The 12,042-nt window shown below is 62.9% G+C and carries 11 protein-coding genes; 3 read left to right on the top strand and 8 right to left on the bottom strand.

Annotation, left to right across the window (positions count from 1 at the left end):
• Positions 1-12: 12 nt before the first annotated feature.
• The 7 genes from KBX17_RS02485 to gdhA form a co-directional block, all read right to left on the bottom strand.
• Positions 13-297 carry an acylphosphatase gene (locus KBX17_RS02485; RefSeq protein WP_040423615.1) on the bottom strand — a complete coding sequence of 95 codons (285 nt, stop codon included), beginning with the start codon at positions 295-297 and terminating at the stop codon, positions 13-15.
• Between the two features lie 10 nt (positions 298-307).
• On the bottom strand, positions 308-1,855 hold the full coding sequence (locus KBX17_RS02480; RefSeq protein WP_256018390.1) for a sodium:alanine symporter family protein: 1,548 nt from the start codon (positions 1,853-1,855) through the stop codon (positions 308-310).
• 57 nt (positions 1,856-1,912) lie between these two features.
• Entirely contained in the window at positions 1,913-2,749 is an 837-nt protein-coding gene (gene mutM, locus KBX17_RS02475; protein ID WP_255998299.1) for a bifunctional DNA-formamidopyrimidine glycosylase/DNA-(apurinic or apyrimidinic site) lyase, read from the bottom strand.
• A complete protein-coding gene (rnc, locus tag KBX17_RS02470; protein ID WP_005289664.1) occupies positions 2,750-3,508 on the bottom strand; it encodes a ribonuclease III in 759 nt (252 codons plus the stop codon).
• Positions 3,508-4,068: a DUF177 domain-containing protein gene (locus KBX17_RS02465; RefSeq protein ID WP_256018388.1), complete on the bottom strand. Its 561-nt coding sequence runs from the start codon at positions 4,066-4,068 to the stop codon at positions 3,508-3,510. The genes rnc and KBX17_RS02465 overlap by 1 nt, the downstream gene beginning before the upstream one ends.
• Positions 4,069-4,142: 74 nt before the next feature.
• The gene (locus KBX17_RS02460) at positions 4,143-4,946 is read right to left on the bottom strand and encodes a DivIVA domain-containing protein (protein ID WP_005289662.1); all 804 of its coding nucleotides are present in this window, start codon (positions 4,944-4,946) and stop codon (positions 4,143-4,145) included.
• 80 nt (positions 4,947-5,026) lie between these two features.
• Positions 5,027-6,370 (bottom strand): NADP-specific glutamate dehydrogenase, encoded by a 1,344-nt coding sequence (gene gdhA, locus KBX17_RS02455; protein WP_005289661.1) that lies wholly within the window; start codon positions 6,368-6,370, stop codon positions 5,027-5,029.
• A 146-nt stretch (positions 6,371-6,516) separates the two neighbouring features.
• Between gdhA and KBX17_RS02450 the strand changes: the two genes are divergently transcribed.
• Positions 6,517-7,743 carry a glycerate kinase gene (locus tag KBX17_RS02450; RefSeq protein ID WP_256018387.1) on the top strand — a complete coding sequence of 409 codons (1,227 nt, stop codon included), beginning with the start codon at positions 6,517-6,519 and terminating at the stop codon, positions 7,741-7,743.
• On the opposite strand, the gene KBX17_RS02445 is transcribed toward KBX17_RS02450, so the two are convergent.
• The gene (locus KBX17_RS02445; RefSeq protein WP_256018385.1) at positions 7,713-8,108 is read right to left on the bottom strand and encodes a hypothetical protein; all 396 of its coding nucleotides are present in this window, start codon (positions 8,106-8,108) and stop codon (positions 7,713-7,715) included. The two genes, KBX17_RS02450 and KBX17_RS02445, sit on opposite strands and share 31 nt — an antisense overlap.
• 31 nt (positions 8,109-8,139) lie before the next feature.
• Between KBX17_RS02445 and KBX17_RS02440 the strand changes: the two genes are divergently transcribed.
• Together KBX17_RS02440 and KBX17_RS02435 are read left to right on the top strand one after the other, a co-directional pair.
• Positions 8,140-9,450 carry a DUF4921 family protein gene (locus KBX17_RS02440; protein WP_256018384.1) on the top strand — a complete coding sequence of 437 codons (1,311 nt, stop codon included), beginning with the start codon at positions 8,140-8,142 and terminating at the stop codon, positions 9,448-9,450.
• A gap of 171 nt (positions 9,451-9,621) precedes the next feature.
• A complete protein-coding gene (locus tag KBX17_RS02435; RefSeq protein ID WP_305086159.1) occupies positions 9,622-12,015 on the top strand; it encodes a glycogen/starch/alpha-glucan phosphorylase in 2,394 nt (797 codons plus the stop codon).
• Positions 12,016-12,042: the final 27 nt, after the last annotated feature.

Below are 12,042 nucleotides of genomic sequence, written 5' to 3'. Positions count from 1 at the left end.
TTGACGGAGTACCTACCGCTCCTCAAAACCCTGCGCGCCCTTCGGCTCACTGTGCTGCGCCTCCACGTGAGTCACGTTCCCCGGGCGGTCGGCCGTCGACGGGTCTTCGCGCAACAGCGCCAGAAGCTTATCGACGTCCGCCTCTTCCCCCTCAGCCACAACCTCCACGCGGCCATCTTCGAGGTTCTTCGCGTAACCGGTGATGTTGTGCTTCTTCGCCTGGGATTTCACCCAATAGCGAAAGCCCACGCCTTGGACGTGTCCGTGAACGTGGGCTGTCATGCGTGTGTCTGCCATGCAGACCAGATTAGCGTGCTTCTGTCAGCCCGCCCTCGTCGTTGCTTTCGCCAGAGCGGCGTGCATCGCGTGCGGTGACACGATCTTCGATGCTGCGGCGGGTGACTGGGTCGGAGCCGTCCCAGAACTCGACGTTCTTCACCTCAGGCAGCATGTCGCGGTGGAAGACCGGATCCATGCCCTGCTGGCGTTGCTCGTTGAAGTTCTTCAGCAGCTTGATGGCCACTCCGCCAAGCGGAACAATTGCCGCGATGTTGAAGACGGCCAGCAGACCAGCCATGGTGTCGCCGAGCGCCCACACGAGCGGCACGGAGCCGAATGCACCGAAGATGACGAAGCCAATCACCACAAGGCGGAAGACGAGCATGACGGTCTTGTTCTCCGTCAGGTACTCCACATTGGCCTGTGCAAGGTAGTAGTTGCCCAGCACGGAGGAGAACGCCAGGAAGAACAGGATGAATGTGATCGCGTGGGCGCCCCATGCACCGACGGAATCAGCCAGCGCGGACTGGGTCAACGCGGCGCCCTGGATGTCGTCTTTTCCGTAACTCACCGCCGGGCCGAGCAGCACGACGAAGGCCGTGATGGAACAGACGATGAGGGTGTCAAAGTACACGCCGAGCGTTTGCACTAGGCCCTGCTTGACCGGGTGGGACACGGTTGCAGTCGCAGCGGCGTTCGGGGCGGAGCCCATGCCGGCCTCGTTGGAGAACAAGCCGCGGCGCATGCCCTGCATGAGCGCTAAGCCGACCGTGGCACCAGCAACCTGCTGGAAGCCGAGGGCGTGGCCCACGATGAGGCTGACCATGCCAGGGACCTCGCCGATGTTCAACACAACGACGGTGACACCCATGATGATGTATGCGCCGGCCATGAACGGCACGATGACCTGGGTCCAGTTAGCGATGCGTGTGACACCGCCGAAGATGACCACTGCAGTCAGCGCCGCGATAATCGCTGCGACCGCGCCCTTCATAACCAGTGAGTCGGTGCCCAGGGAACCGCCGACTGCCTCAACGATCGAGTTGGTCTGGATGGCGTTGTAGACGAACCCGTAGGTCAACGCGAGAAAGACGGAAAAGATCGTGGCCAGCGGGGCCCAGCCCAGACCGCGGGTCATGTAGTAAGCGGGGCCACCGTGGTAGTTGCCGTCCTCGTCCTTGGTCTTCCACAGCTGGGCAAGCGTCGACTCAACGAAGGCCGTCGCTCCTCCGAGAAGGGCGAGCATCCACATCCAGAACACAGCGCCGGGACCGCCGACAGAGATAGCCAGGGCAACACCGGCGACGTTGCCGGTGCCCACACGGGAGGCAGCAGAGATGGTGAAGGACTTGAACGCGGAGAGCCCACCGTATTCCTCATCCAGGTCGCGCCCTTCCCGGTCCTTGCCCTTTGGGGACTCGGTAATGGCTTTGAACATGTCCGGCAACGACCGAATCTGCACGAAGATCGTGCGCAGGCCGAAGTACAGCCCACCCAGCACCAGGAAGAGTGGAACGATGTATGTCCAGAGAATGTCGTTGATGGTGCCGTCAACAACGTTTAAGGCGGTTTCCATGCCGGGGAGTTTATCGGCAACCCGCCCCATCGACGTAATGGTTACTAGGAGCAGTGCCTAAAGCACCTGGCAGACCGGGCAAAAATAACTGGATCGGCCATTGACCACGGTCCGGGCGATGGGGGTACCGCAGCGGGCGCACGGCTCGTCCGCCTGCCCGTACGCATTCAAGGATCGGGAGAAGTAACCGGAGGCGCCGTTGACGTTGACGTAGAGCGAATCGAAGCTCGTTCCGCCTGCCTGGAGCGCGCGGGCCATCACGGCGCGAGATTCCTCCAGCAACCGGACTGCGTCGCGCTGCCGTAGGGCGCGCCCCTTGCGGGTGGGTTTGATCCCTGCAGCCCACATAGCCTCGTCGGCATAAATAGAACCGATGCCGCTGACCACCGACTGGTCCAGCAAAACCGTCTTAATGGCCACGTTCTTCTTCCGGATCGCACGGGCGGTAGCCACTGGGTCAAAATCCGTCTCGAACGGGTCCGGGGCGATATGCGGGATGGCGGCGGGGATGCCGTCGATAAGCTGCGTATACTGCCAGGACCCGAATGTGCGCTGGTCAATGAAGTCGAGCTCGAATGGCGCGGAACCCACGCCGTGCATGAGCGCGCGGATGCGCAGATGAGGGCTGTCGACGAGCCCTGGTTCCCCGACGATCATCTGGCCGGACATGCGGAGGTGGACCATGACCGCGGCGCCGTCGGAAAGCTCGAGCCACATGAACTTGCCGCGCCTACCTGTGCCCGTGACACTCAGGCCAGGCAGGATCTCCGTGAGATCGACATCGTTGCCGCGCACAGCGCGCGGGTGAAGCACCTCGACGGTGTCGAAGGTGCTGCCGACGATGTGCGTGTCCAACCCCCGCCGGACTACCTCGACTTCGGGGAGTTCGGGCATTTACTTCTGCCTCAGCGCGACAGCTTCAGGGTGCTCCTTGAGGAAGAAGAATGCCTCGCGGGCCGAGTTCTGCTCCGCTGTCTTCTTGTTCTGGCCGCGGCCTACGCCACGGCGAACCCCGTCGATGGCGACTTCGGCGGTGAAGATCTGCTCGTGCTCCGGCCCCTTGGCCGTGGCGGTGTAGACGGGCGGGTTGCCGCCGAGCTCTGCGACGCGTTCTTGCAGCTCCGTCTTCCAGTCCTGGATCCAATGCGCGTTCTCGATCTTGTCGTCGAAGAGCCGGGTAATCACGTCGCGGGTCACATCAAAGCCGTGCTGCCGGTAGATCGCACCCAGCACAGCCTCGGTCGTGTCCGCCAAGATCGAGTCCTTCTTGCGGCCACCGGTGGCTTCCTCGCCTTTCCCCAAAAGGACGTGTGCGCCGAGGTCGATGCTGCGAGCAACATCCGCCAACCCGTAGCGCGAGACGATGCGGGCGCGCATGGGCGACAGGTCAGACTCCGGCCGGGACGGGAAACGGTCGAACAGCTCGTTGGCAATCGTGAGGCCCAGCACGGCGTCACCAACGAACTCGAGACGCTCGTTGTTCGGTAGGGTCCCGTGCTCATTCGCGAAAGACCGGTGAGTCAGCGCCAGTTTCAGCAGATCAGGCTCAACGTCAACACCGAGACGCTCGAGCAGTGAAGCGTGATCGATTCCCGCGAACGCCTCAGCCCACGCCTGAGAACCCGAGATCTTGTTCTTCTTCGCCCGCGGCACTATTTGCTCCCGCTGTCCCCGTCGCCGAGGAACTTCTCCAAACCGGCCCAGCGCGGGTCGACGCGGTCCGTCTCTTCTTCGGAGATACCGTCGGGCGCGGGAACCTCGGAATCTTCCGGGCACTCCGGCTGGCAGGTGGGGTTGAACGGCAGGTTCAGGCCTGCTTCGTCGACAAACGCCTGTTCCAGATCGACTGTGTCGTCCACAATGCGGGGCACATCGTCGCCGGAGCCGGCATCCGCGTCATCCTCAGCGTCGCCGGTGATGAAGTCGTCTCCACCGGAAAAGACCTGGGAGACGGTCAGGGTCTCGGTCGGGGTGAGGGGACGCAGGCAGCGGGCGCACTGGCCTTGCAGCTGAGCGGTCGCTGTAGCATCAACGAGCACGCCACTGCCCAGCGGCGTGATCGTTGCCTCCACCTCAACGTCGGCGCCTTCCGGGATCGCGATCATCTCGGGGCCGATGCGTGAAGGGGATGGGCCGGTGTGAGTGAGAGTTTTCGGAAGGCCGTCGCCGCGCAGGACGTCGGCTACATCGAAGACAAACGGATTCGTAGCCATAACGCGCACAAGCCTACCGTGTCCCCGCCCCCGCGACAGATTCAGGCAGAGCAGGTGGCAGGGGCGGTGATGCGCTAGTTCGAGCGCGGGCGACGGGCGCGATCAGCGCGGTCGGCACGGTCGGGGCGCTCTGGACGCTCAGCGCGCTCACGGTCGTAACGAGCGTACCCATCGGCGTGCGTAGCACGGCCGGATGCTCCGGCGCCGTGGCGCAGAGCGGAACGGTCAGAGGAGACGGTGCGCAGCACACTGGTCAAAGTTTCCTCGAACTCGCCCAACTTGGAGTCGACGTACTCATCGCATTCAGTGCGCAGGCGGTTGGACTCGGTGTGGGCGGTCTCGACGATACGGTGCGCTTCCTCGTCGGCGCGGCGGGTGACCTCAGCCTCGGAGACGAGACGCTGCTGCTCTTCGCGGCCTTCGGCCACAGAGCGCTCGTAGGATTCGTTACCGTCAGCGATAAGGCGCTCAGACTCGCGACGGGCGCGGTCGACCGTTGTGTCGGCCTCCTCGCGTGCGCGGTCGACGAGCGTGTTCGCGTCGTCTTCGGCGGTGGCAACGAGCATGGTGGCGCGCTGCTGCGCCTCACCCAGCATCGACTCGGACTCGTTGTGGGCGTCGGAGACAAGGCGCTGAGCTTGATCTTCGGCCTCGACGATCATCTCGTCTGCGCGCTCCTCGGCGCCGCGGAGGATCTCGTCCTGCTTGTCCAGGACGTCTTGTGCATCGTCGACTTCGACGGGGAGGGCGTTGCGGATGTCGTCAAGCAGCGCGAGCACTTCGTTACGGGGAACCATGCAGTTCGATGTCATGGGCACGCCGTAAGCCTGCTCGACAGTGGTGACCAACTCATCCAATGCTTCAAATACGCGGTACATGACTTCTAAAGTACTGGTAGAAACACTAAAGCCCCGGCAGGCCGGGGCGGTGTGTTGCAGGTGGCGCAGCCTAGATCAGGCTAGATAACGCCCTGAGCAAGCATAGCGTCGGCGACCTTCTTGAAGCCGGCGATGTTGGAGCCGACAACGTAGTCACCTTCGTGATCGTATTCTGCCGCAGTATCGGAGATGTTGCGGAAGATGTTCTCCATGATGCGCTTGAGGCGCTCGTCGGTGTAGTCGAAGGACCAGGAGTCACGGGAGGCGTTCTGCTGCATCTCCAGTGCAGAGGTTGCCACGCCGCCGGCGTTAGCGGCCTTGCCCGGAATGAAGTGGGTGCCGGACTTGCGGAAGACCTCAATGGCATCAGCGGTGGACGGCATATTCGCACCCTCGGCGACATACTTCACGCCGTTGTCCACGAGTTTTTGGGCGTGATCGCCGTCGAGCTCGTTCTGGGTTGCGCACGGCAGAGCGACATCGGCGGACAGGTCCCAGATGGAGCCGTCGGAGTGGAAGGTGCCTTCTGCCTCCTTGCAGTACTCGTCAACGCGGCCGCGGCGGACTTCCTTGATCTCACGGAGCAGCTCAAGGTTGACACCGTTCGGCGTCTCCACCCAGCCGGACGAGTCGGAGAAACCGATGACGGTGGCGCCAAGCTCCTGCGCCTTCTGGATGGCGTAGGTGGCTACGTTGCCGGAGCCAGAGACGATGACCTTAGCTCCGTCAAAGGAGTCACCGTTGTGCTTCATGGCCTCGTTGGTGATGTAGACAACGCCGTAGCCGGTGGCCTCGGTGCGGACCAGGGAACCGCCCCATGTCAGGCCTTTGCCGGTGAGGACACCGGACTCGTGCTCGTTAGAAAGGCGGCGGTACTGGCCAAATAGGTAGCCGACCTCGCGGCCGCCGACACCGATGTCACCCGCCGGAACATCGCGGTACTCACCGATATGGCGGTGCAGCTCTGTCATGAAGGACTGGCAGAAACGCATGATCTCCTGCTCGGACTTGCCCTTCGGGTCAAAGTCGGAGCCGCCCTTGCCGCCGCCGATGGGCAGGCCGGTCAGGGAGTTCTTGAAGATCTGCTCGAAGCCGAGGAATTTGATGATGCCGAGGTTCACGCTCGGGTGGAAGCGTAGGCCGCCTTTGTAAGGTCCCAGCGCGGAGTTGAACTGGACGCGGAAGCCGCGGTTAACGCGTACCTCGCCGGAGTCAGTGACCCACGGCACGCGGAAGATGATCTGGCGTTCCGGCTCGCAGAGGCGCTCGATGAGGCCGTAGTCGTTGTAGTGAGGATCCTTCTGCAGGACGATCTTCAGGGAGTCGAGGACTTCAGCGACTGCCTGGTGGAACTCGGGTTCGCCGGCGTTGCGGCGGAGCAGCTTGTCGTAGTAACCGGACATTTCATCGTCGTAGTTAGCCATGCTGGATCCTTTCCTTTTCTAACGGTTGACAGGTAAGCACTATAGTCCCGCCTCGGCCGACCGCGCTTCTTTCCTGCCATCCCGTTGCTATCGTCTTCGGTGAACTAGCAGCAATGAACCTACCGCGTCCGGCAACACCCAGCTGGATGAGCAAAGAACAAAGGACCTCGATGACGCACTCCTACCCCGCCCTCGGCCCGCGTAACGACGACGAAGGCAACGCGGGACTACCTGCTAATTTTCAGCCAGATGCGCGGACCATCCGCGTCATCGTCGCCCCAGACTCGTTCAAGGGCACGGCCTCTGCCGCCGACGCTGCGGAATGGATTGCGGAAGGAATCCGGTCCGTCATCATCGACTGTGACATTGAGCACATGCCTATGGCGGACGGGGGCGAAGGCACTTCTTCGCTTTTCGACGGCACCGTGGTCACTCTCCCCACCACCGATGCCGCTGGACGTCTCACCGAGGCGAGCTACGTCTACAACGCCGCGGAGGAAACCGCGTACATCGACGTCTCGGCAGCAACAGGCCTACCCGCTGTCAAGGACAAGCCTGTCCCACTCACTGGCGACACCTACGGCACTGGGGTTCTCATCGCTGACGCGCAGAGCCGCGGCGCGAAAACGATCGTGCTGGGCATGGGCGGATCTGCCACGATCGACGGTGGCACCGGCATCCTCGTTGCCCTAGGCGCCAACCCGATGGATGCCAACGGGCACCCCTTGCGCCACGGCGGCGGGAACTTGGGCGACCTCCACGACATCGACACCGCGCAGCTGAACATTCCGGCAGCGTCTGTGGACTGGGTGCTCTTGGCGGACTCCGAGTTCCCCGCAACCGGCCCACGTGGCGCTGCCCGCATCTTCGGTCCACAGAAGGGTGCCAGCGACGAAGACATCGAGCGTGTCGACGCCGCGTTGCACCACTTCTGCGAGTTCACCGGCATCGACCCGGACCAGCCCGGCTACGGTGCCGCCGGCGCGCTGCCCGTGGGCATCACGTGGCTGTCGCGGTTCCTGCACGGCAACGACGAGCACGTCCACGTCGTCTCCGGTGCCCGCACCGTCGCCTCTTCCTACGGCCTCAAGGAGAAGATCGCTGGGGCTAACCTCGTAGTCACCGGCGAGGGCACATACGACGAGCAGTCCGCGGGCGGCAAGGTGGTCTCCGTCGTCGCCGAGCTCGCAGAGGGCACCGGTGCTACCGTCGCAGTCATCGCGGGCGGCTTCGAAGAAGAGCTGCCGGACGATGTGATCACGGTGGAGATCGGTGAGCCCGGCGAGTCCGAGGAGGACGTTCGCAATCAACTCATTCGCGCCGGCGCCCAGGCCGCGGTGGATTACCTCAACACTTCCACGGCCCAGGGATAGACAGCCGGAAGCTCGAAGTCCATCTGGCGCTCCAGCGCCACCGGATCCTTCGGCAAATCCGCCTTCGGGGTGAGTACGCGCGACAAGCCCATGGCCAGGCTGTTGATGGAACTAGCCCCGTCGGCCTCAATGACGTAGCGGTGCACGACTGCCCCGTCCGGCTCTTCCCCACGCTCTTCGCGGTAGGCGCCGCGCAGCTGCTCAAGGGTGTCCCCGTGGAGGTCGGGTGTGCCGGTGTGGCGGACGGAGCCGTCGCTAAGCTTGCCGCGCCGCACCAAAATCTCCACCGCACGCGTGAATGCCTCCCCCACTTCGCGCGCGGCGGAATCGTCGGGAACAAGCACGTCAAACTGAATAGCAGGCATGAAAACAGACTAGCTAATAGCCTTGAGGAGCATGACTCACCGCGACCCGATCAGCCACATGGCGGACGGAACCATCAAACAGTACAACCCGTTCTCGGGCACCCAGGTGTGGACGGTGCCGGGGCGCGGCAACCGGCCGCTGGCCGTACCCAAGCAAGAACCGCACTCCCTGGAGCCGCACGACTTCACCGACTCCTGCAATTTCTGCGCGGACCGTAAGCTGAAGACCCCGCCGGAGAAATCCCGCATTGTCCAGCGCGACGGCGGGTGGGAGATCCTCCGCGACCTGTTGCCGCATGAATTAGATGACACGCAGCCGATGTTCCGCCGCGTGCCTAACCTCTTCGAGATCGTCTCCTACGACTACTGGGCGAAGAACTACGGCTTCCACATGGACACCTCCCGCGAAGACCACATGGAGCGCTACCTCGCCGACGATGCCGGGCGCCACCACGTCTTCGACGTTGTGCGCATGCGCCTGAAAGCCGGCGGCCACGACGACAACCTGACCGAAGAGGAATTGCTCGCGCACGTGCCCGCCTACTTCGGCGGCGGACACGACGTGATCATCGGCAGCCGCCACTTTGTCGACGGCGCGGAGGACTCTTCCCAGCTCGCGTCCTCCGGCACCCTGACGCCCGACGAGCACCACGCGTTCATCGCGTTCACCATCGATTCCTTGCGCGACCTCTATGAACGCAACCGCTACGCGCCGTACGTGTCCGTCTTCCAAAACTGGCTCGCTCCTGCCGGTGCCTCGTTCGACCATCTGCACAAGCAGCTCGTTGCGATCGACGAACGTGGTGTGCAAGCCGACTTTGAGATAGACAAACTGCGCCAGAACCCCAACATTTACAACGAGTGGGGCATCAACTACGCCAGCTACCACAACCTCATCATCGCGGAGAACGATCACGCGGTGATGACGGCGGGCATCGGCCACCGCTACCCCACCATGAACATTTACTCCAAGTCCGCGACCCCGGAACCGTGGCTGCAAACAGCAGACGAGGTGCGCGGGATGTCCGACCTCATTCACGCCGCCCACGCGGCGACCGGCCCGGAAGTACCGAGCAACGAAGAATGGCACCACAAACCCATCGACCTGGACATGCCCATGCCGTGGCACATCAACCTGAAATGGCGTGTATCCACCCTGGCCGGCTTCGAAGGCGGCACCAAGGTCTACGTGAACACCTTGTCCCCCTACGACATCCGCGACCGCATGGTGAGCAACCTCTACCGGTTGCGTGAAGAGGGACGACTCGCCGACAGGCTGCGCATCGCCACAGAATGCTCTCCCGTGCGCAACGCGTTGCGCTACAACCCAGTGCTGCAGTAGCCCTGTGTTGCTCGGGATTACCCGATGCTGCTCGGTGCTGGTCGATGTCGTCTGATGTTGCGCGGGTGCACTAGTTGGGGCGGCACCCAGTATCCGCAATCTCGGTACAGTGGCAGGCGCACGAAAGCGCACCCTGATGAAACCAGATGAATAACTGAGGTAAACACCGCAATGAACATGCCAGCACATCCGCCCGCATTCGTTGACACTGTTGGAGGCCACGTCCGCTCGGTCTCTGGTTCCGCCCCCGACTCCGCATCCCGCAAGAAGTTCTGGACCGGCCTGTCCCTGGCCGTCATCCAGAACATCGGCGACAAGTGGGAGGCTACTCGCGAGGCGTACTCTGCCACCCGCCAGCAGGCGTACTTCTCCGCAGAGTTCCTCATGGGTCGCGCGCTGCTGAACAACCTGACCAACCTTGGGCTGGTGGACGATGCGAAGCGCGCAGCAGCAGAGAATGACCACGACTTCCTCGATGTGCTCGAAGCTGAGCACGACGCCGCGCTGGGTAACGGCGGCCTGGGCCGCCTGGCTGCGTGCTTCCTCGACTCTGCCGCCGCGCAGGACTACCCGGTCACCGGCTACGGCATCCTCTACCGCTACGGCCTGTTCCGCCAGGAGATCGTTGACGGCTTCCAGAAGGAGCACCCGGACGCGTGGCGTGAGAGCTTCCACCCGTTCGCGGTCCGCCGCGGCACGCAGCAGCGCATCGTCAAATTCGACGACATGCACGTCCGTGCCATCCCCTACGACATGCCCATCACCGGGTACGGCACCGACAACGTAGGCACCTTGCGCCTGTGGGACGCCTCCCCGATGAGCGAGTTCGACTACGACGCATTCAACTCCCAGCGCTTCTCTGACGCCATCCTTGAGCGCGAGGCCGTGCATGACCTGACCCGCGTGCTCTACCCGAACGACACCACCTACGACGGCAAGGTGCTGCGCGTGCGCCAGCAGTACTTCTTCGTCTCCGCCTCGCTGCAGGAGATGGTGGACAACTACATCGAGCACCACGGGGACGACCTGCGCGGTTTTGCCGACTACAACTCCGTGCAGCTCAACGACACCCACCCGGTGCTGGGCATCCCGGAACTCATGCGCATCCTGCTCGATGACCACGGCATGACCTGGGAAGATGCCTGGGACGTTGTCACCAACACGTTCGCCTACACCAACCACACTGTCCTCCAGGAGGCCCTGGAAACCTGGGACGTATCCATCTTCCAGCAGCTCTTCGGCCGAGTGTGGGAGATCGTTGTGGAGATCGACCGCCGCTACCGCGAGGACATGGCGTCCCGCCAGCTTTCTCCCGACACGATTCACCAATACTCGCCTGTGCACGACAACAAGGTGCACATGGCGTGGATCGCCTGCTACGCCGCGTACTCCATCAACGGTGTCGCCGCGATCCACACCGAGATCATCAAACGCGACACCCTGGGTTACTGGCACGAGCTGTACCCGGAGAAGTTCAACAACAAGACCAACGGTGTCACCCCGCGCCGTTGGCTGCGCATGTGCAACCCGCGTCTGTCGGAGTTGCTGGACCGTCTCGTCGGTTCTGACGCATGGGTCACCGACATGGACAAGCTCAAGGAGTTGCGCCGCTACGCTGACGATGACGCAGTGATGAAGGAACTGCGCGCTATCAAGTCCTCCAACAAGCGCGACTTTGCCGACTGGGTTCGCGTCCACGAGCACGTGGAGATCGATCCCGAGTCCGTCTACGACACCCAGATCAAGCGCCTGCACGAGTACAAGCGCCAGCTGCTCAACGCGCTCTACATCCTGGACCTGTACTTCCGCATCAAGCACGACGGTGAGCGTGACGTGCCCAAGCGCACCTTCATCTTCGGCGCGAAGGCGGCCCCCGGTTACGACCGCGCCAAGGGCATCATCAAACTCATCAACGCCATCGGTGACCTGGTGAACAACGACCCGGAGGTCTCCGAGTTCCTGCGCGTTGTGTTCGTGGAGAACTACAACGTCTCCCCGGCGGAACAGATCATTCCTGCCACCGACGTCTCAGAGCAGATCTCCACCGCCGGTAAGGAAGCTTCCGGTACCTCCAACATGAAGTTCATGATGAACGGTGCGTTGACCCTGGGCACCATGGACGGCGCGAACGTGGAGATCGTCGATTCCGTCGGCGAGGACAACGCCTACATCTTCGGCGCATGCGAGGAGGAGCTGCCGGAGCTCAAGGAGAACTACCAGCCCCAGGAGGTCTACGAGAACAACCCCGCCATCAAGCGTGCGATCGATGCGCTTACCGACGGCACCCTCGACGACTCCGGCACCGGCATGTTCGCCGATCTGCGCGACTCCCTGCTTATCGACGGCGGCTGGAACACCGCCGATCCGTACTACGTCCTCGGTGACTTTGACTCTTACAAGGAGACCCGCGACCGCATGGCAGCCGAGTACTACGCGGACCCGCTGCACTGGGCACGCATGTGCTGGATCAACATCTGCGAGTCCGGCCGCTTCTCCTCCGACCGCACCATCCGCGACTACGCGAACGAGGTGTGGAAGATCGAGCCGACCCCGATCAACCGCTAAGTCCCCTGCTCGAATCCGCCCCTGCGC

This window comes from Corynebacterium sp. CCUG 65737 (genome assembly GCF_024454115.1).
Classification (GTDB): Bacteria; Actinomycetota; Actinomycetes; order Mycobacteriales; family Mycobacteriaceae; genus Corynebacterium; species Corynebacterium genitalium.
This window is presented reverse-complemented; position numbering and strand designations above follow the sequence as displayed.